17 protein-coding genes are annotated in these 18,604 nt (G+C 70.3%); 7 read left to right on the top strand and 10 right to left on the bottom strand.

The annotated features are described in order from the left end of the window. Window positions 1-15 precede the first annotated feature (15 nt). Complete coding sequence (locus tag ACBJ59_RS41585) at window positions 16-345, bottom strand: type II toxin-antitoxin system PemK/MazF family toxin (protein WP_375115611.1); 330 nt, start codon at window positions 343-345, stop codon at window positions 16-18. Then, the gene (locus ACBJ59_RS41580) at window positions 311-646 is read right to left on the bottom strand and encodes a hypothetical protein (protein WP_375115610.1); all 336 of its coding nucleotides are present in this window, start codon (window positions 644-646) and stop codon (window positions 311-313) included. Before ACBJ59_RS41580 ends, ACBJ59_RS41585 begins: the two co-directional genes overlap by 35 nt. Before the next feature lie 137 nt (window positions 647-783). Here ACBJ59_RS41580 and ACBJ59_RS41575 point away from each other — a divergent pair, with 137 nt between their 5' ends. Next, window positions 784-1,485 carry a sulfite exporter TauE/SafE family protein gene (locus tag ACBJ59_RS41575; RefSeq protein WP_375115609.1) on the top strand — a complete coding sequence of 234 codons (702 nt, stop codon included), beginning with the start codon at window positions 784-786 and terminating at the stop codon, window positions 1,483-1,485. A 47-nt stretch (window positions 1,486-1,532) separates the two neighbouring features. Here the strand turns inward: ACBJ59_RS41575 and ACBJ59_RS41570 are convergent, their stop codons facing one another. The 3 genes from ACBJ59_RS41570 to ACBJ59_RS41560 all read right to left on the bottom strand — a co-directional run bounded on the left by ACBJ59_RS41570 (window position 1,533) and on the right by ACBJ59_RS41560 (window position 6,601). Then, entirely contained in the window at window positions 1,533-4,403 is a 2,871-nt protein-coding gene (locus ACBJ59_RS41570; protein ID WP_375115608.1) for a LamG-like jellyroll fold domain-containing protein, read from the bottom strand. A 237-nt stretch (window positions 4,404-4,640) separates the two neighbouring features. Next, window positions 4,641-5,555 (bottom strand): aldo/keto reductase, encoded by a 915-nt coding sequence (locus ACBJ59_RS41565; protein WP_375115607.1) that lies wholly within the window; start codon window positions 5,553-5,555, stop codon window positions 4,641-4,643. Further along, window positions 5,552-6,601 carry a hypothetical protein gene (locus ACBJ59_RS41560; protein ID WP_375115606.1) on the bottom strand — a complete coding sequence of 350 codons (1,050 nt, stop codon included), beginning with the start codon at window positions 6,599-6,601 and terminating at the stop codon, window positions 5,552-5,554. Before ACBJ59_RS41560 ends, ACBJ59_RS41565 begins: the two co-directional genes overlap by 4 nt. Before the next feature lie 409 nt (window positions 6,602-7,010). On the opposite strand from ACBJ59_RS41560, the gene ACBJ59_RS41555 reads away from it, so the two are divergent. Genes ACBJ59_RS41555 through ACBJ59_RS41540 form a run of 4 tightly spaced genes read left to right on the top strand, consistent with a single transcriptional unit; the run spans window position 7,011 to window position 11,445 of the window. Continuing rightward, window positions 7,011-8,123 (top strand): sugar ABC transporter substrate-binding protein, encoded by a 1,113-nt coding sequence (locus ACBJ59_RS41555; RefSeq protein ID WP_375115605.1) that lies wholly within the window; start codon window positions 7,011-7,013, stop codon window positions 8,121-8,123. 57 nt (window positions 8,124-8,180) lie between these two features. Then, complete coding sequence (locus ACBJ59_RS41550; RefSeq protein WP_375115604.1) at window positions 8,181-8,945, top strand: ATP-binding cassette domain-containing protein; 765 nt, start codon at window positions 8,181-8,183, stop codon at window positions 8,943-8,945. Continuing rightward, a complete protein-coding gene (locus tag ACBJ59_RS41545; protein ID WP_375115603.1) occupies window positions 8,942-10,204 on the top strand; it encodes a sugar ABC transporter permease in 1,263 nt (420 codons plus the stop codon). Before ACBJ59_RS41550 ends, ACBJ59_RS41545 begins: the two co-directional genes overlap by 4 nt. Window positions 10,205-10,239: 35 nt before the next feature. Continuing rightward, window positions 10,240-11,445, top strand: coding sequence for an ROK family protein (locus ACBJ59_RS41540; RefSeq protein ID WP_375115602.1), 1,206 nt, complete (start codon window positions 10,240-10,242; stop codon window positions 11,443-11,445). A 5-nt stretch (window positions 11,446-11,450) separates the two neighbouring features. Here ACBJ59_RS41540 and ACBJ59_RS41535 read toward each other — a convergent pair whose 3' ends face one another. The 3 genes from ACBJ59_RS41535 to ACBJ59_RS41525 are packed head-to-tail and all read right to left on the bottom strand — an operon-like array spanning window position 11,451 to window position 13,985. Continuing rightward, entirely contained in the window at window positions 11,451-12,200 is a 750-nt protein-coding gene (locus tag ACBJ59_RS41535) for a neutral zinc metallopeptidase (RefSeq protein WP_375115601.1), read from the bottom strand. 30 nt (window positions 12,201-12,230) lie between these two features. Next, window positions 12,231-13,043: a neutral zinc metallopeptidase gene (locus ACBJ59_RS41530; RefSeq protein WP_364114918.1), complete on the bottom strand. Its 813-nt coding sequence runs from the start codon at window positions 13,041-13,043 to the stop codon at window positions 12,231-12,233. 54 nt (window positions 13,044-13,097) lie between these two features. Then, the gene (locus ACBJ59_RS41525) at window positions 13,098-13,985 is read right to left on the bottom strand and encodes a neutral zinc metallopeptidase (protein WP_375115600.1); all 888 of its coding nucleotides are present in this window, start codon (window positions 13,983-13,985) and stop codon (window positions 13,098-13,100) included. Window positions 13,986-14,117: 132 nt separating this feature from the next. Here ACBJ59_RS41525 and dxs point away from each other — a divergent pair, with 132 nt between their 5' ends. Further along, the gene (gene dxs, locus ACBJ59_RS41520) at window positions 14,118-16,010 is read left to right on the top strand and encodes a 1-deoxy-D-xylulose-5-phosphate synthase (RefSeq protein WP_375115671.1); all 1,893 of its coding nucleotides are present in this window, start codon (window positions 14,118-14,120) and stop codon (window positions 16,008-16,010) included. Here the strand turns inward: dxs and ACBJ59_RS41515 are convergent. Next, the gene (locus ACBJ59_RS41515) at window positions 15,958-16,593 is read right to left on the bottom strand and encodes a DedA family protein (protein WP_375115599.1); all 636 of its coding nucleotides are present in this window, start codon (window positions 16,591-16,593) and stop codon (window positions 15,958-15,960) included. The genes dxs and ACBJ59_RS41515 overlap by 53 nt on opposite strands. 102 nt (window positions 16,594-16,695) lie before the next feature. On the opposite strand from ACBJ59_RS41515, the gene ACBJ59_RS41510 reads away from it, so the two are divergent. Beyond that, window positions 16,696-18,183 carry an amino acid permease gene (locus tag ACBJ59_RS41510; RefSeq protein WP_375115598.1) on the top strand — a complete coding sequence of 496 codons (1,488 nt, stop codon included), beginning with the start codon at window positions 16,696-16,698 and terminating at the stop codon, window positions 18,181-18,183. A 30-nt stretch (window positions 18,184-18,213) separates the two neighbouring features. On the opposite strand, the gene ACBJ59_RS41505 is transcribed toward ACBJ59_RS41510, so the two are convergent. Beyond that, entirely contained in the window at window positions 18,214-18,603 is a 390-nt protein-coding gene (locus ACBJ59_RS41505) for an SSI family serine proteinase inhibitor (RefSeq protein ID WP_375115597.1), read from the bottom strand. Window position 18,604 lies beyond the last annotated feature (1 nt).

The raw sequence follows: 18,604 nt of genomic DNA, 5'->3' as shown, positions 1-18,604 counted from the left end.
GGGCGGCGAACACTCCTACGTCATGTCAGCGATCCACTCCGCGACCTCGCGGACGACCTCGTGGGGAGCGATCCCGATCCGCTTCGTGAAGCGCTGGGAAGACACGCTGCGGACGTGCTCGACCATGGCGAAGCTGGGCTTCTCCAAGCCAGTGTCCTGGGTGGGAACGGGGATGTGGTTGTCCCACCCCCGGTCGGTCGTGGTCAGCGGGACGATGATCTTGACCGGAGTTCCGGAGTTGAACTCCTCGTTGCTGACAACGAGGACGGGGCGCCAGTAGCCCTGCTCGCGTCCGGTCGGTTCGCCCAGGTCAGCGAACCAGATCTCCCCCTGGATCACCCTCATCTCTCTCCTCGGGAAACGTGATGAGTCCCTCCCACTCCGGTGCGATGCGGGTGGAACGTGTCGACGGGCCCTGGACCAGCTCGGATTCGGCGAGGTAGTCGGCCCAGGCTCGCGGATCCTCTCTCTGCGTCTGCTCCATCTGCTCCGCGACGCGCTGCCAGCGTTGCTTCCTCTCCATCTCCCTGATGGCCTGGTCGATGATCGCGGTCATGGGTTCACCTGCCTTCTTCGCCAGTGCTGCGATCCGATCACGGGTTTTGACGCTGACGCGTATCGTCGTTGCCTTTGGCTTCATGGCCATACTCCAGAGATTACGCAGGCGTCTGCGGGAAACACTACCTAGCCGCGGTCACTCTCGCAGGCCAATCGGCAACGCTGAGTAAGGGTGGTTGACTCTCCTGCATGACGAGTACGGCATTGGTGCTGATTGTTGGCGGTTTGGCGGTCTTCGTGGGCGCGATCGTTCAGGGTGGCGTGGGGTTCGGGCTCGGGCTGGTCGCGGCTCCCGTGCTCACCATGCTGGGCCCTGACCTCATGCCCGGCGCGATCCAGGTCGTCAACATGACCCTGCCGCTGTTCACGCTGGCTGTCGAATGGCGGAAGGTGGACTGGCGCGGGCTCGGGTTCGCGGTCCTCGGGAGGCTGCCCGGGAGCGCCATCGGTGCAGTCATCGTTGTCTACGTTTCCATATACGCCAGAGGCATCTTCGTGGCGGTCATGGTGCTGGTCGCCGTGGCGCTGACGGCCAGGGCGATCAGCGTGCCGCGCAACGGGTACACGATCACCACGGCCGGGTTCGTGTCCGGGATCACCGGCACCGCCACGGGCATCGGCGGGCCGCCGGTCGCGCTCGTCTACCAGAACGCCAAGGGGCCGCAGATCAGGGCCACGCTGGCGATGTTCTTCTTCCTCAGCGCGGCCCAGTCGCTGGCCATCCTGGCGTTCGTGGACGAGCTGCCCTCCCAGGCGCTGCTGGTCGGGGCGGTGCTGATCGTGCCGATGGTGCTCGGGTTCCTGGTGTCGGGGCCGCTGCGGCGCTATCTCGACGGGGGCAAGGTGCGGATCGCGGTGCTGGCGGTGGCGGCGGCCTCGGCCGTGGGGCTGATCGTGCAGAACATCCTCACCTCGATGGGGGCGTGAGGCCCGGTGCGGTGTGCGGCCCGCACCGGGGTCGGCTCACCGGGGAATCAGCTCACCGGGCTGTTCATGTCGGTCTGGATCTGGGCTGCCGTGAGGGCTCGGGAGTAGATGCGCACCTCGTCTATCCGGCCGCTGAAGACCTGGTTGAGCAGGCCGTTGCCGCCGATCCTGAGCGAGCCGCCGTCCGTTCTGACCGCTCCGGTGATCGCCCGCTGGGCGACCTGCGTGCCGTTGACGTACAACCGCAGCACCGCCCCGTCGTACGTCGCCGCGAGATGCGACCAGGTGTTGAGCGGGAGCGCGGCCGCGCCGGGCAGGTCGGTGGCGGCGGTGGTGTGCACGCGGACGTGCGGGCGCTGGTCGGCGGCGCCGGCGGACAGGGCGTAGGCCAGGCCGCCCGAGTGCCGTTTCATGACGACCGTGCGCCAGCCGCTGACGCTCGACGGGCGTACCCAGGCCTCCAGCGTCATGCCCCCGGTCAGCCGCAGCCCGGCTGAGTCGGGCACGTTGACCCAGCTGTAGAGGCCGTTGAACGACAGCGCCGGGCCGTACCTGCCGCTCGCCGTCCAGCTCGTGCCGCTGGTGGCGCCGGTGTTGCCGTTGCCGGAGGAGTCGGCGACCGTGCCGCCCGAGCCCTCGTTCATGCCGTACGCGGCGACCAGGCCGCTGGGGGGCGGCACCAGCGTGTACGCGGCCGTGTACGTCGTCCCCGTCGCGGGCGCGACCACCTGGTGCGAGGCGGCACCGCCGTCGGACCACGACGCGAAGGCGTAGCTCTGACCCCCGGAGCTCTGCGGCGAGGGCGCCGACACCGAGTTGCCCGACCCGACGATCACCGTGCGGGTGAACGGCGTGGCCACCTGCTCGCTGTTGAAGCCGAGCCGCAGGCCGGACGGCGACGAGGCGAAGGTCAGGTTCACGGTCCTGGGCTGCAGCAGCACGCTCTCGGTGTCGGTCAGCCCGTGCGCGTCGGTGACGGTCAGGCGCAGCTCCAGGTGCGCGGGATAGTCGTGGTCGGGCGCCTGGAAGGAGCCGCTCGCGCCGGTGAACGTGGTGATCTCGTGCTCGTGGCAGGTGCTGGGGCAGTGGTGCAGCACGAGCGCCCAGCGCATGCGTACGCCGGGGACGGCGCCGTCCTGGGCGTCGCTCCCGCTCCCGGAGAACGCGATCGACTGCCCGACCGCCCAGGTGGTGGCCGCCGTCGGCGCGTTGACGGCGGCGGTGGGCGCGGTGTTGGCCACGTTGATCGTCACGGTGGCGTCCCCCTGACCGCCGCGGTCGTCGATCACCCGCAGCCGCACCACCGGGGAGCCGGGCTGGGTGTAGGTGAAGGACGGGGTGGCGGAGGTGGAGTCGTCGAGTTCGCCGTCGCCGTCCAGGTCCCAGGCGTAAGTGAGGGGGTCGCCGTCGGCGTCGCCGGAGCGGGTGGCGGAGAAGCTCACGGTGAGCGGGGCCTCGCCGGAGGCGGGCGTGGCGTCGATGACGGCGGTGGGCGGGGCGTTGTCGTAGAGGTAGCGGACGATCCGGCCGCCGGTGTAGTCGACCGCGAACAGGTCGCCGCCCGGGCCGGTCTCCAGCTCCACGGCGGGGATGCCGGAGTCGAAGTTCGCCACCGTGGCCGGGTCGGGCAGGCCGTTCGCGCCCCTGGTCATCACCCAGACGCACGAGCGGCTGTAGTCGGAGAAGAACAGCGCGCCGTCGTAGGCGGCCGGGTAGTCGCCGCCCTCGTAGAAGGCCACGCCGCTGGAGGAGGAGCCGCCGGTCGGGCAGGGGTCGTTCGTGGCGGGCCTGGAGTTGTGGTGCCAGGCGAAGTAGGGGGCGGCGTGCGCGGCGGCGCCGGCGGTGTACAGGCTCTCGCAGAGGGTCAGGTCGAGGTTGTCGTAGCCGGCCTGGCGGGTCGTGCCCTCGTAGCAGGGCCAGCCGAAGTTGGGCACCGCGGTGGTGGGCGAGGCGATCCGGTTGACCTCCTCGTACGTGCTCCAGCCCACCTCGCCGGACCAGATCTCGGACGTGCCGGGCCGGTTGGTGATCCGGAACGGGTTGCGCAGGCCGTGGGCGACGATCCTGGCCACGTTGGGGTCGGAGCTGCTCCCGTTGGGGTTGCCGGCGGCGGCCGCCCCGGTGCCGGGGTCGACCCGGATGACCGTACCGGCCAGGCCGGCCGGGTCGCCGCCGGTGCGTACGTCCTGGGAGCGCAGCGCGCCGCCCTCCGCGGCCGGCGGGGTGAGCGCGGTGCCGACCGGCGAGGGCGGGTCGCCGCAGGGGTTGTCCGGGGTGACGTCCGAGGCGGGCAGGTTGTCCTGGCCGTAGTCGGCGAAGTTGAAGCTGGCGCCGTCGCCGCCGGAGGCGTACAGGGCGCCGTCGGGGCCGAACTGGAGGTCGCCGACGGAGTGGCTGGGGTGCTGCTGGCACCAGTCGGTGATCAGCGGCGTCTCCGCGCCGGAGGGGGAGATGACCGACAGGCGGCCGGTGACGAGGCAGCCGTCACCGGTGGCGCCGGGCGGGGTGGGGCAGGGGTCGTCCGTGCCGCCGGGGGTGCCCCAGCGTGGCGCGGTGCCGCCGGGGACGGCGTCGTGGGCGTACAGGACGTACAGGCGGGGGTCGGCCGGGAAGTCCGGGTGCAGCGCCAGGCCGAGCAGGCCGCGGTCCCAGAAGTTGTGCACCTGGGTACGCAGGTCGGCGTACACGCTCGGGGTGGTGTCGGTGAGCGAGTCGAAGACCTTGATCAGCCCGCTCTTCTCGGCCACGAAGACCCGGCCGTCGGGTGAGAACTCGAGGTTGGAAGGGTGGTTCAGGCCGCTGAAGACGGTCTGTCTCTGGAACGACGCCGGTAACGCCCCGGCGGGCGGTGCCAGACCGGCGACCAGCCCGGTGGTGACGATCAGGATCGTGGTCAGGGCGCTGCAGAGCCGCTTCACGGATACCCCCAGTGAACTCACCAGCCCGCACCGCAGGATGGCCTGATCGAGGTATCGCAAATGGGCGGGCGGTCTGTCACGGGTCGTGTCCACAATCGGACGGCGCGTGTCCGTTCTTTGACACCGGGGGCACCGGGACGCGCGAGGACGGACCTCCCGGATCCGGTGTGCGGCCGGACCTGCCGAGTCCCGCGTACGGGCAGGGCCATGCCCCCGCGAACGGAGACGAGCCGCCTGTCAGGCGCTGAGGCGGTCGCGCAGCGCGTCGTACACGTCCGGCGGGAGCGGGCCCTTGCCGGCGGCCGCGACATTGGCCTGCACGTGCGCGATCCGGGTCGAGCCGACGATCACCGAGTGCAGGTCTCGGTGAGTGAGGATGAAGCGGAGCAGGAGCTCCATGGGCGAGGCACCGTCCGCGAGGTCGTCGAGGCGCGCGGCGGCGAGCCGCGCGTGGCGGTCGGCGAGCGGCCGGCGCATCGGCTCGGGTATGGCCTCGGGCGGAGCGGTGAGCGGGCGAGCGACCGAGCCGCGGGCGATCGTGCCCGCGCCGGCTGCCGCGGCGGCGCCGATCAGCTTCTCATGGGAGCGGTCGAGCGCAGAGTACGGCAGGAGGAAGACGTCGAACGCGCCGAGCGCGATGTGCTCCGGGAGGTGAGGCAGCTCGCCCGACATGCCGGTGTAGCGGATCTTGCCCTCGTCCCGGAGCGCCAGCATCTCGGCGACGGTGTCCTCGGCTCGCAGCACGGCGACGCTCGGGCTCATGTGGACCATCAGGATGTCGAGGTGGTTGGTACGCATCCGGCGCAGGCTCTGCTCGACGCACGCCCGGACGTTCGCCCTCGTGTAGGTGTGGGGCGGGAACGTCCGCGGGTCACCGTTCACGGCGGGCGGGCAGCCGCACTTGCTGGAGAGGATGAACTCGTCGCGCCTGTGGGAGATCCAGCGGCCGATGTGCTCCTCGGCGTCGCCGTAGTCGGGCGAGGTGTCGATGAGGTTCACCCCCGAGTCGAGGACCGTGTTCAGCACCGCGCGGGCCCGATCGTCGCTGATCGGCTCGCCCCACGCGCGCGGGCCGCGTAGCTCCATCGCTCCGTAGCCGAGGCGGCTCACCTGCAGCCCGGTCCTGCCGAGCCGCGTTGCGGGCGGTGTCACGCTGTCGTCCTCTCCCCGGTCACGGCCGCCCTGGCGCGGCCGTATTCGGCCAGGGCGCGGAAGGCGCTCTTGGGCTCCCACGGCAGGCCCGGATAGGTCGTCCCCGTGCGGCCGTGCTCCAGGACCTTGACCACGCCGAAGCTCGCGGTGTCGAAGTCCCGCTCGGGCTCGGCGGACGTCGGCAGGTGACGGGAGGCGAAGGTGCAGACGAACGCCGCGTCCACGCCCTCGGCGTCGTAGACGGCGAGCAACTCGCGCAGGTAGGCGGCCTGTTCTTCCTCGTCCCGGGTGACGGCCCCGGTCAGGCGGGGGCGGGCGCGCTCGTCCCATTCGACGATGGAGTCGCCGCGCGCGCCCAGCGCGGCGGCCCCGCGGTGGGTGGTGCAGCCGAACTCGGTCACCGCGAACGGCTTGCTCTGCCCGACCTGCGCGCGGACCGCCTCGCGGAAGCCGGGCGCGGTGGTCGCGTCGCGGTATCCGGCGTCGGTGGCGACGATGTCGAACGGAGCCCAGTCGACGCCTTCCACGGGCACGGAGGCGTAGCTGATCGGGCCGCCGAATCGGTCGCGGACCGCGGCGGTGGCCCGGGCCAGGAAGGTGTTGACGCGGATGTGCAGCTCGGGGAGCGTGGCGCGCAGCCGAGCGGGCTCGGCCATCAGGCCGAGCCGCTCCCGCAGACTGTCACCGGGCAGGAACCCCCTCGTGAACAGGCTGATCTCGGAGCCGGTGAGGAAGACGACGCGAGCGCCTTCCCGGCGTAGACGCTCGGCCCGCTCGGCGCTGTCGACGATGAACGCCATCAGCTCCTCCTGAGTGAGGTCGTTGGTGAACGGCGAGTACCAGACCTCCAGGCCCGCGCGGGCGGCGTGGCGTGCCGCGATCTCCAGGCGGTCCGGGTCTCCTCCGGTGACGCGGACCGCGTCGCAGTGGAGCTCCTCGCGGATGATCCGCATCTCGCGGCGCACCGTGTCAGGCTCGAAGGGCTCGTGGGTGGTGGTTCCGGCAGACAGGAAGCCGGTGTCATAGGTGACACCGTAGGCACGCATCAGAGGGCTCCGTGTGGTCGTGCGAGTGGACATGCGGGCTGGGGCGGGCCCGTGACCGGAGAGAGTCCCAGGCGTCCCCGTCGCACTCTACTGGCTACTTGCGTGTCACGCACATAGTGCGCGCTGCGCAATTCTCCGTCCGCTCGACCGGGGCCGGATCGCCGGCCTCGCGGTCCTGATCGATCCGGCCGGCGTGAGGGGGCGGAGCTGCCGGATCCCCGCGTGGGAACGCCCTGGATCGGTCCCGTACGGCAACGGCAGGAGTCGGGAAGGTTGAGGCGACGTTTCTGGATTGTTACCCGAAACAACAAACTAGCCGCCGCCACCCCCTTCCAAACCGGTCCGTCCCGGAATACGTTGCCGCAAACAACATTCATCCGGGCCCCTCCGGAAGAAAGGACCCTGCACCATGCGCAAGGGGATCCTCAGCCTGACCGCCGCGGCAGCAGCGCTCGCCCTCGGTCTCACCGCCTGCGGGGGCGATAGCGGTCAGACCACCACGTCGACCTCGTCCGCCACCGCCTCCGCGGCCAAGGCAGGCAAGATCGGCGTCATCCTGCCGGACAGCAAGTCCTCGGCAAGGTGGGAGACGGCGGACCGCAAGTACCTGGAAGAGGCGTTCAAGGCCGCCGGCGTCCAGTACGACATCCAGAACGCCCAGAACGACAAGACGGCGTTCCAAACCATTGCCGACCAGATGATCACCAACGGCGCCACCGTTCTGATGATCGTGAATCTGGACAGCGGCACCGGCAAGACGGTCATCGAGAAGGCCAAGTCCCAGGGCGTGGCCACCATCGACTATGACCGGCTGACGCTCGGCGGCGGTGCCGCCTACTACGTCAGCTTCGACAACACCAAGGTCGGCACGCTTCAGGGCGAGGGCCTGAGCAAGTGCCTGACCGACAAGAAGGCCGAGGAGCCCATCGTGGCCTACCTGAACGGCTCGCCGACGGACAACAACGCCACGCTGTTCAAGAGTGGCTACGACGGGGTGCTCAAGCCCAAGTTCGACGCCGGTGAGTACGTCAAGGGCCCCGACCAGGCCGTGCCCGACTGGGACAACACCCAGGCCGGCACGATCTTCGAGCAGATGCTGACCGAGCAGCCGAAGATCGCCGGCGTGCTGGCCGCCAACGACGGCCTCGGCAACGCGGCCATCACCGTGCTGAAGAAGAACAACCTCAACGGCAAGGTGCCGGTCACGGGCCAGGACGCCACTGTCCAGGGCCTGCAGAACATCCTGGCCGGCGACCAGTGCATGACCGTCTACAAGGCGGTCAAGAAGGAGGCGGACGCCGCCGCCAAGCTCGCGGTCGCGCTGGCCAAGGGCGAGAAGCCCACGGCGAGCGGCAGCGTCAAGGACCCCGAGACGGGTCAGGACGTCCCCGCCGAGCTGATGGACCCGCAGGCCATCTACGCGGAGAACGTCAAGGACGTGGTGGCCGACGGTTACGTCACCAAGGAGGAACTGTGCACGGGTGACTTCGCCGAGAAGTGCACCGAGGCAGGAATTCAATAACACCGCGGGGTACGGTCCGCGCCACCAGCGCGGCCGTACCCCTGTTTAGGGAGCCACATGACCCCCCTCCTTGAAGTGCGCGGGATCGACAAGAGCTTCGGCCCGGTGAAGGTCCTGCACAATGTCGAGCTCTCCGCGTTCCCCGGCGAGGTCACCGCGCTCGTCGGCGACAACGGCGCGGGCAAGTCCACGCTGGTCAAGTGCATCGGCGGCATCTACCCGATCGACGCGGGCCAGGTCCTCTTCGACGGCCGCGAGGTCACCGTGCACAGCCCCCGCGACGCGGGCGAGCTGGGCATCGAGATCGTCTACCAGGACCTCGCCCTGTGCGACAACCTCGACATCGTCCAGAACATGTTCCTCGGCCGGGAGCGCAAGAACGGCCTCCTGCTCGACGAGGACAGCATGGAGGAACTGGCCGAGAAGACCCTCAGCGGCCTTTCCGTGCGCACGGTGAAGTCCATCAGGCAGCAGGTCTCCAGCCTGTCCGGCGGGCAGCGGCAGACCGTGGCCATCGCCAAGGCCGTGCTGTGGAACAGCAAGGTCGTCATCCTCGACGAGCCCACCGCGGCGCTGGGCGTGGCCCAGACCGCGCAGGTGCTGGAGCTGGTGCGCCGGCTGGCCGACACCGGCCTGGCCGTGGTGCTCATCTCGCACAACATGAACGACGTGTTCGCCGTCTCCGACCGGATCGCGGCGCTCTATCTCGGCAGGATGGCCGCCCAGGTCAAGACCGCCGACGTGACGCACGCACAGGTCGTCGAACTGATCACTTCAGGCCGCAGCGGCGATCTGGGCCTCAAGAACGGGGTCACCCCATGAACAAGGTCAAGGAACTCCCGGGGGAGGCCATCGTCGCGGCTGCGCAGGCCCCGTCGATCAAAAACAGCTTCCTCGCGTACGCGCAGCGGGTGCGCGGCGGCGACATGGGCGCGCTGCCCGCCGTGCTGGGCCTGGTCGTGCTCTGCGCGGTCTTCGCCGTCGCCCGCCCCTCCTTCATCACCGCGATCAACTTCGCCAACCTGTTCACGCAGGGCGCGGCCATCACGCTCATCGCCATGGGCCTGGTGTTCGTGCTGCTGCTCGGCGAGATCGACCTGTCGGCCGGCTTCGCCAGCGGCGTCTGCGCGGCGGTCCTGGCCGTCACGCTCACCAGCGCCGGCCTGCCCTGGTACGTGGCCATGCTGGCCGCCGTCCTCACCGGCGTGATCATCGGCACCGTGCTGGGCACGCTGGTCGCGAAGGTGGGCATACCGTCGTTCGTGGTCACGCTGGCTGCCTTCCTCGCCTTCCAGGGCCTGGTCCTGGTGCTGGTCGACGAGGGCACGAACATCTCCATCCGCGACAGCGTGGTCGTCGCCATCGCCAACCGGAACCTGCCGCCCTGGCTCGGCTGGGCCCTGTACGCGGCGTGCGTGGCGATCTTCGCCGGGGTGCAGCTCAGGCGGGCCAGGAGCCGGTCCAAGCGCGGCCTGGTGGCCGACCCGCTCACCCTGATCGCCTTCCGCATCGGCATGCTGGCGCTCTTCGCCGGTCTCGCGGTCTTCGCGCTCAACCTGGAGCGCAGCCGCAACCCCGCGCTGGTCTCGCTCACCGGCGTGCCGATCGTGGTGCCGGTCATCCTGGCGCTGCTGGTCGTGTGGACGCTGGTGCTGCGCCGTACCGCGTTCGGGCGGCACCTCTACGCCGTCGGCGGCAACACCGAGGCCGCCCGCCGGGCGGGCATCCCGGTCGACCGGATCAAGATCAGCGCGTTCGTGATCTGCTCCTCGATGGCCGCCATCGGCGGCATCGTGGCCGCGTCGCGGGCCAGCTCCGTGGACCCGAACACGGGCGGCAGCTCCGTCCTGCTGTACGCGGTCGGCGCGGCGGTCATCGGCGGCACGAGCCTGTTCGGCGGCAAGGGCCGGGTGCTCGACGCCGTGCTCGGCGGCGCCGTGGTGGCCGTGATCGAGAACGGCATGGGCCTGATGGGGTACGGCGCGAGCGTGAAGTACCTGGTCACAGGGTCTGTCCTGCTGCTCGCCGCAGGTGTGGACGCCCTGGCGCGCAAGCGGGCGGCTGCCGCTGGTCTAAGGTGATCAGCGACTCTCAGCCCCTGAAGGAACCCCAGACCATGCGTGCCGGTCCCTCCCAAGAGGACATCAGGCGCCACAATCTCGGCGCGCTGCTCCGCCATGTCCACCTGGGCGGGCCGATCTCGCGCGCCGAGCTGACCTCGAAGATGGGGCTCAACCGCAGCACGATCATGGCCCTGACCTCCGATCTCACGGCGGCCGGGCTCGTCCGCGAGGAGCTGCCGCGCGAGACCGGGCGCGCGGGCCGGCCCTCGCTCGTGGTGCGCCCGGAGTCGGCGCGGGTCTACGTGTTCGCCTTCGACGTCGGCCCCGACCGGCTGGCCGTCGCCCGCGTCGGGCTGGGCGGGGTGATCCTCGACCGCCGGGAGGCCGTACGCGACCGCGGCACGTTCGAGCTGGACGAGGTGGTGGGCGTGCTGGCCGGGTTCGCCCGCCAGATGCGCCGCAAGACCAGGGCCGACACCGTCTGCGTGGGCGCGGCGGCGGCCGTGTCGGGCGGCGTGCGCAAGGGCGACGGCGTGGTGCGGTTCGGGCCCAACCTGAAGGCCGAGGAGGTGCCGTTCGGCGAGGAGCTGGGCCGCCGGCTCGGCCTGGGGCTGCCGGTCAGCGTCGGCAACGACGCCAACCTGGGCGCGCTCGCCGAGCACAGCCGCGGCGTCGGAGCCGCCGTCCGGGACCTCATCTACCTGCACGGCGACGTCGGCATCGGCGGCGGCATCATCGCCGGCGGCCACCTGCTCGGCGGCCACGACGGCTACGGGGGCGAGGTCGGCCACATGGTCGTCAACCCGGGCGGCCGCGCCTGCGGCTGCGGCTCGCACGGCTGCCTGGAGGCGGAGGTGGGGGAGCGGGCGCTGCTGGAGTCGGCGGGCCGGGTCTCGTCGGGGCGGCAGGGCCGGGACGCGGTGCGGGCCGTGGTGGACGCGGCCGACCGGGGCGACATCGTGGCCCAGGAGGCGCTCAGCCGGGTGGGCGACTGGCTCGGGCTGGGCGTGGCGAACCTGGTGAACATCTTCAACCCGGAAATGGTGATCTTCGGGGGGATGCTGCGGGAGATCTACCTGGGCTCGGCGGCGCAGGTGCGTTCGCAGCTCACCCTGCACGCCATGGCGCCGCAGCGGGAGCGGCTGCGGCTGCGCACGTCGGCGCTGGGCGACGCGGCCACCCTGGTGGGCGCGGCCGAGCTGGCCTTCGCCCACGTCCTGGCCGACCCCCTGGAGGTGCTGGCCCGCGCCAACGCCTGAGAGCCTCAGGTGACCTTGCCCTTGGCGGCCGTCCACGTGTTGCAGAACCCCGTGGCCCCACCCTTGTACCCCCGGTCCTGCCACAGCGCCAGGTTGCGGGGCTTGCCGTGGATGTCGCTCTCGTCCGCCATCCGCACCGCCGAGATCCAGTCCTCCCAGGAGATCCCGGGCTTGATCGACTTCAGCGTGGCGCTGTAGAAGACCCCGGCGAAGCACTCGGCCTGCATCTCCAGCCGGTGGCTCAGCAGCCGGCGCGCGCCGTCCGAGGCGGGCTCGTACAGCGCGGCCTGCGCGTCCAGCACCCCGATGAGCTGCTGCACGTGGTGCCCCCACTCGTGGGCGACGGAGTGCGCGATGTTCATCCGGAACGGGTCCCGCAGGTCGTGCTCCATGATGCGGATGACGATCGTGCGGTGGTCGGGACAGTACTGCGCGCCGCTCCCGGTGATCGACCCGCAGACCGAGTCGTCGCCCGTGGTGATCGTGACCTCGGGCGGGCTGTAGGGGAGGCCGGCGGCGGCGAACCTGGCGGACCAGAAGCGGTCGGCGCACCCGGCCATCGCCCGGTGGAAGGACCTGAGGGAGGCCACGCTCCCCAGCCGGATCCGGGGGATCGAGCACGACAGCGGGACGACGTCGCCGCCCATCTCGTCCAGCAGCCCGGGCCGCGCGACCCCGGGCGCCGCCCGGGCCGGGGCCGGGGCGAGGAGACCCGCGACCATGCACGTGGCCAGCGCTATGAGGGTTATGCGCACGATCGCGGATCTTAGTGATAAAGGCGTGATTTAGGACACCTGAGACTTCGGCGCCTTCCAGGTGTTGCAGCCGCCGGCCGACTCGGTGTCGAAGCCCCGCTTGAGCCAGAGCCCGGCGTTCTTGGCGCTGCCGTGCGTCTGCTCGCCCCAGCTCTTCTGCTTCACGCCGATGGCGGACAGGTCGAGGCCGCTGCCGCCGTGCTTCACGATGTAGGTGAAGTCGGTCTCCGGGCGGCCGAGCGAGTGCCACACGCTGCCGATGAACGTCCCCGACAGGCACTCGGCCTGGAGCTCGAAGCGGCGGATCACGTCGAGCAGCACGGCCTCGCTCTTGCCGTCGTAGGACTGCAGGGCCTTGAACATGCCGGTGAGCTGCTGGATGTGGTGGCCGTACTCGTGGGCCAGGACCAGCATCAGCATGAGGTCGTTCGGCTCTTCGACCAGGTTCGGGCTGACCAGGAACGTGATCTTGTTGTTCAGCGAGCAGTAGAGCGCCTGGGCGCCGGCTGGGAACCCGCCGCAGCCGGTCTTGGCGCCGAGCTTGGTGATCACCTGCATGCCGGGCTTGCTGAACTTGAAGCCGGCCTGCTTGACCTTGGGCTCCCAGGCCTCGTTGAGACAGTCGAGCACGGCGTCGAGATAGCCCTTCACCTCGTCCAGACTCCCGCCCTGGACGCGCGGCTCCTCGCAGGTCTCGTAGCCGAGCTTGCCCGTCTTGTAGATCGGGCTCTTCACTAAGACCGGCTTGTACGCCGGCGCGGACGCGGTGGCCGCATGGGCGGTGCCGGCGAACAGCATGCTCGCCAGGACGCCCGCCATGAGCGCCAATCGGGGGATACGCATGAGAAGGCACCCTATTAAAGAGGGAGTCCCAGGTAAAGCAGCGTTAAAGGGTGTTCAGGTGGTGTTACGGGGATTTGCCGCCCAGGTGTTGCACGAGCCCGGGGTGCCGCGATTGAAACCGCGGGTCATCCACGCCGCCTGCGTCGGCCCCTTGCCGTGGTCGTTCTGGGGCCAGCCCCTGGCGCCGTTCTTCCTGAACCAGCCCACCGTGTACGCCCAGTCGGCGTCGGTGACCAGTGGCGTGCCCTTCATGGTGCTCATGAAGACCGAGGAGAAACACTCCGCCTGCAACTCGGAATTGCGCGACAACTGCAGCCGCTTGGCCTTGCCGGCGGTCGCCCTGGCGGACCAGTAGTAATTCCAGATGCCGGAGACCTGCTGCACGTGGTGGCCGTATTCGTGGGCGATCAGCCGGGTGATCCCGAGCGGGAACGGGTTGCGCAGCTGGTCCCTGCTGATCATCAGGTACATCGTGCGGTCGGTGGAGCAGTAGACGCCGTCGGCGCCGGTGTTCCACGCGCCGCAGGGCGTCTTGACCTTGCTGGTGATGATGCGCAGCCGCGGTTTGGCGAAGGGCATCTCCGCCTTGCGGAACTGCGCGGCCCACGCCCTGTTCAGGCAGGCCGTCACGCGGGTCAGGAAGCGCCGGTACGCCACCATGCTCCCGGCCGGGAGGGTGCCGGGCGAGCAGTTCACATCCGTGAGCCGCCCGGTCCTGTAGAGGGGGTTCGCGGTCGCCAGCGTCCTGCCGGGGGCCCCGGCCCCTTGCTTCTCGCTGGACACCTTCGCCGGCGGGGACGACAGCTGCTGGCCCTCGTTGACGGGGTCCGTCGACGTGGTGGCCACATCCGCCAGCACGAGCACCAAAGCGGCCGCTGCCAGGGCAAGTGCCAGCGCGGCCGCCACAAGTGTCGCGAGTCTGCTTTTGGGGACGGAGTTCATAGGTACCGAAAGAGTAGGTCAAGATCGGACATATGTGGGTGGATTTGACTCGATGGAGTCAGTGAGGCGTCCGCGAACTAGACTCTGGGGATCGGCGTACAAGAGCAGAGGGGAGTCGCATCCGTGAGCGGGTTGCTGGGCTCGATCAAGGGACCGCAGGACGTCAAACGGCTCGCTGCCGAGGAGTTGCCGCGGCTCGCGGGGGAGATTCGTGACGTTCTCGTCGACTCCTGCGCGAGGTTCGGCGGTCACCTCGGCCCCAACCTCGGTGTGGTGGAGCTCACCATCGCGCTCCACCGTGTCTTCGACTCGCCGAACGACCCCATCGTCTGGGACACCGGTCACCAGGCATACGTGCACAAGGTGCTCACCGGCCGGGCCGCCGGCTTCGAGGCGCTCAAGCAGGAGGGCGGCCTGTCGGGCTATCCCAGCCAGGCCGAGTCCGAGCACGACTTCGTGGAGAACTCCCACGCCTCCACCGCGCTGTCCTACGCCGACGGCCTGGCCAAGGCGTTCAAGCTGCGCCGCCAGGCCGACCGCACGGTCGTCGCGGTGATCGGCGACGGCGCCCTGACCGGCGGCATGGCCTGGGAGGCGCTCAACAACATCGCCGCCGTCAAGGACCTGCCCGTCGTGATCGTGGTCAACGACAACGGGCGCTCCTACTCGCCCACGATCGGCGGCCTGGCCTCACACCTGTCCTCCCTGCGGGTCAACCGCCGCTACGAGGACATGCTCGAATACTTCAAGGACAAGCTGGGGAACGTTCCCGTCCTCTACGACGCCCTGCACGGCTTCAAGAAGGGCGTCAAGGACGTCCTGGCGCCGCAGGTGATGTTCGAGGACCTCGGCCTCAAATACGTCGGCCCCATCGACGGCCACGACGAGCAGGCCATGGAGGCGGCCCTGCGCAAGGCTCGCGACTTCCGCGGCCCCGTCATCGTCCATGCCCTCACCCAGAAGGGCCGCGGCTACACCCCGGCCGAGAACCACGACGAGGACCAGTTCCACTCGCCCGGCGCCTTCGACCGGGCCACCGGCGCGGAGAAGCCCAAGGGCCGCATCTGGACCAACGTCTTCAGCGAGGAGCTCGTCAGGCTCGGCAAGGAGCGCGAGGACCTGGTGGCGATCACCGCCGCCATGCTCCACCCGACGGGCCTCAACGCCTTCGCCGAGGCCTACCCCGACCGCATCTACGACGTCGGCATCGCCGAGCAGCACGCGCTGACCAGCGCCGCCGGGCTCGCGCTGGGCGGCATGCACCCGGTGGTGGCCGTCTACGCCACGTTCCTCAACCGGGCCTTCGACCAGCTCCTCATGGACGTCGCCCTGCACCGGCTGCCGGTCACGGTGGTGCTCGACCGGGCGGGCGTGACCGGCGACGACGGCGCCAGCCACAACGGCATGTGGGACCTGTCGATCCTCCAGGTCGTGCCCGGGCTCCGGATCGCCGTGCCGCGCGACGGCGACCGCCTGACCGAGCTGCTGCGCGAGGCCGTCGAGGTCACCGACGGCCCCACCGTGCTGCGCTTCCCCAAGGGCCCGGTCGCCGAGGCGCTCGATCCGGTGGGCAAGCTGGGCGAGATGGACCTCCTCCGGGCACCGGAAGGAGACGGCGCGGGCGAGCCCGACGTGCTGCTCGTGGGTGTGGGCCCGATGGCCCAGGCCTGCATGGACGCCGCGGTCCTGCTCGACGCCCAGGGCATCTCGGCCACCGTGGTCGACCCGCGCTGGGTCAAGCCGCTGGACGAGGCGCTCGTGCTGGCCGCCGGCGCGCACAAGCTGGTGGCGGTCGTCGAGGACAACGGGCGCGTGGGCGGCGTGGGCGACGCCGTGGCCCGCCTGCTGCGCGACGCCGACGTCGACGTGCCCGTACGCACCTTCGGCATCCCGCAGCGCTTCCTCGACCACGCCAAGCGGGCCGCGATCCTCGGCCAGATCGGCCTGACCGGGCAGGACCTCGCCCGGCAGATCACCGAGGCGGTCGCGAAGCGGACCTCCCACGTGGAGCCGGCCCGCCGCTGAGCATCCTGCGGACCGCGGCGGTGATCCCCAGCACCACGACCACCGCCGCGGCCGCCACCGGCAGCAGCCACTGCGCGTGCTGCCGCACCACGCCGCCGGCCACCGCGCCGAGCGTCACGTACGTGCTCACCCAGGCGGTGCTGCCCAGCATCGCCCACGGCATGAACCTGCGGTACGACATGCCCACCGTGCCCGCCACGGCCGGGGTCAGCGCGTGCAGCACCGGCAGGAAATACGCCAGCGCCAGCGCCCACCCGCTCCGCTCGAACAGCCGCTCCGCGCGGACCCACCGCGGCTCCCCGATGCGCCGCCCCAGCCTGCCGTGCCGCAGCCGGGAGCCGTAGCGCCGGCCGAGGAAGTGGCCCCCGGAGGCGCCCGCGAAGCACGCCAGCACACCCGCCACGATCAGCGCCAGCGCCTCGCCCGCGCTGTCGGCGGTGGCGCCCGCGACCAGCAGCAGCCCGTCGCCAGGAGTGATCAGGCCGACCCCCACCGAGGCGTCCAGGGTCAGGAAGACCAGCAGCAGTGGCAGCACCACGCCGAGGTCCTGCCCGGCCAGGGCATCGAGCAGATCGTTGACCATAGTCACAGCCTGCTACCCGGATCGTGAGATTCCATCGGGATCCTCCCCGATCCGACCCTGACATCGGAATGATCACCGGGGGTATGGGAAGGATGGCTGATCGTGGACATCTTTCGGACGAAGACTGTCGAGCAGTCGATCCGCGACACCGAGGACCCGGAGCATCAGCTGCGCAAGCGCCTGACGGCCACCGACCTCACCGTCTTCGGCATCGGCGTGATCGTCGGCACCGGGATCTTCGTGCTCACCGGGCAGGTCGCCAAGGAGCTGGCGGGTCCCGCGGTGGCGCTGTCGTTCGTCGTCGCCGCGATCGTCTGCGGGCTGGCGGCTCTGTGCTACGCCGAGTTCGCCTCCACGATCCCGGTCGCCGGGTCGGCCTACACCTTCTCCTTCGCCACCCTGGGCGAGTTCCCCGCCTGGGTGATCGGCTGGGACCTGATCCTGGAGCTGGCGCTGGCCGCCGCCGTGGTGGCGGTCGGCTGGTCGGGCTATTTCGCCTCGATGCTGGCCTCCGTCGGCCTCGAGCTGCCCGCCGCCATCGCCGGCGAGGATCCGGTGGTCAACGTGCCGGCCATCCTCATCGTGCTGCTCCTCACCGCGATCCTGGTGGCCGGGATCAAGCTGTCCTCGCGGGTCAACCTGATCCTGGTGATCACCAAGATCGCGGTCGTGCTGCTGGTGATCGTGGCGGGGCTGTTCTTCGTCAAGGCCGCCAACTACACGCCGTTCATCCCCGAGGCGGTGTCCACGGCGCGCGTGGAAGGGCTCCAGGCGCCGCTCATCCAGGTGCTGTTCGGCATCACGCCGGTCGCGTTCGGCGTGATCGGCATCTTCTCCGCCGCGGCGATCGTGTTCTTCGCCTTCATCGGCTTCGACATCGTGGCCACCGCCGCCGAGGAGACCATCAGGCCGCAGCACGACGTGCCACGCGGCATCCTCGGCTCCCTGGCCATCTGCACGGTCCTGTACGTCGCCGTCTCGCTCGTCGTCGTCGGCATGCAGCACTACAGCGAGCTGAGCACGGCCGCGCCGCTGTCGGACGCCTTCACCGCGGTCGGCCATGCCTGGCTGGCCACCATCATCAGCGTGGGCGCGATCGCCGGCCTGACGACCGTGGTGCTCGTGCTGATGCTGGGCCAGACCCGGGTGTTGTTCGCGATGTGCCGCGACGGGCTGCTGCCGCGCTCGCTGGCCACGGTCCACCCGCGCTACGGCACCCCGGCCCGGCTGACGGTGATCATCGGGCTGGTCACGATGGCGCTGGCCGGGTTCGTGTCGTTCGGGGAGCTGGCCGAGCTGGTGAACATCGGCACGCTGTTCGCGTTCGTGGTCGTGTCGATCGGCGTGATCATCCTCAGGAGGACGCGGCCGGACCTGCCCCGGGTGTTCCGGGCGCCGTTCGTGCCGGTGCTGCCGATCTTGTCCGTGCTGGCCTGCCTCTACCTGATGCTCAACCTGCCGGTGCAGACGTGGCTGAGGTTCCTGGTCTGGATGGCCATCGGCGTGGTGCTCTACTTCGGCTACGGCTACTGGCACAGCCGCACCGCGACCCCGTGGCAGAAGAGGGCCGCCGAGCGCGAGGGGGGATGAGCGCGTCGCCCATCCCCCGCCGCGTACGTGTCAGAGTGACGCGACGGCCCCCGTCGCGGCCCGCACCTCGCAGGAGTTCGGGAAGACCTTGGCCCACTTGACCACCTGGCGGTGCCAGCGGCCCACGACCACGACGGCGTGCGGCTCGAACTCCCGGGTGCACGCCGTGTTGGGCGCCACGGCGAGCTGGGCCGGCTTGCCGTTCACCTGCTCCAGCAGGCGGCAGGCGGCCCGCGGGTTGGGATGGGTGCCCCCGACGGGCGCGCAGTGGAGCCAGACGGTCTTCGTCTGCCCGCCCTTGACCGCGTTGACGATCTTGAGCTGCACCCCGGGCTTCGGATCGGGCGCGGCCGTCGCGGGCGACGACCCGCCGATCAGGAAGGTCCCGCAGAGCGCGATGGCGGCGGCTGCTCTCATCATG

Origin of the sequence: Nonomuraea sp. MTCD27 (assembly GCF_041950495.1) — a bacterium.
Lineage (GTDB): Bacteria > Actinomycetota > Actinomycetes > Streptosporangiales > Streptosporangiaceae > Nonomuraea.
Note: the sequence above shows the minus strand (reverse complement) of the source record. Positions and strands in the feature narration are given on the sequence as shown.

Coding starts and splice junctions, on each gene's coding strand:
- ACBJ59_RS41585 (WP_375115611.1), bottom strand. CDS start 345: ATGAGGGTGATCCAGGGGGAGATCTGGTTCGCTGACCTGGGCGAACCG.
- ACBJ59_RS41580 (WP_375115610.1), bottom strand. CDS start 646: ATGGCCATGAAGCCAAAGGCAACGACGATACGCGTCAGCGTCAAAACC.
- ACBJ59_RS41560 (WP_375115606.1), bottom strand. CDS start 6,601: ATGCGTGCCTACGGTGTCACCTATGACACCGGCTTCCTGTCTGCCGGA.
- ACBJ59_RS41555 (WP_375115605.1), top strand. CDS start 7,011: ATGCGCAAGGGGATCCTCAGCCTGACCGCCGCGGCAGCAGCGCTCGCC.
- ACBJ59_RS41550 (WP_375115604.1), top strand. CDS start 8,181: ATGACCCCCCTCCTTGAAGTGCGCGGGATCGACAAGAGCTTCGGCCCG.
- ACBJ59_RS41545 (WP_375115603.1), top strand. CDS start 8,942: ATGAACAAGGTCAAGGAACTCCCGGGGGAGGCCATCGTCGCGGCTGCG.
- ACBJ59_RS41540 (WP_375115602.1), top strand. CDS start 10,240: ATGCGTGCCGGTCCCTCCCAAGAGGACATCAGGCGCCACAATCTCGGC.
- ACBJ59_RS41530 (WP_364114918.1), bottom strand. CDS start 13,043: ATGCGTATCCCCCGATTGGCGCTCATGGCGGGCGTCCTGGCGAGCATG.
- ACBJ59_RS41525 (WP_375115600.1), bottom strand. CDS start 13,985: ATGAACTCCGTCCCCAAAAGCAGACTCGCGACACTTGTGGCGGCCGCG.
- ACBJ59_RS41515 (WP_375115599.1), bottom strand. CDS start 16,593: ATGGTCAACGATCTGCTCGATGCCCTGGCCGGGCAGGACCTCGGCGTG.
- ACBJ59_RS41505 (WP_375115597.1), bottom strand. CDS start 18,603: ATGATGAGAGCAGCCGCCGCCATCGCGCTCTGCGGGACCTTCCTGATC.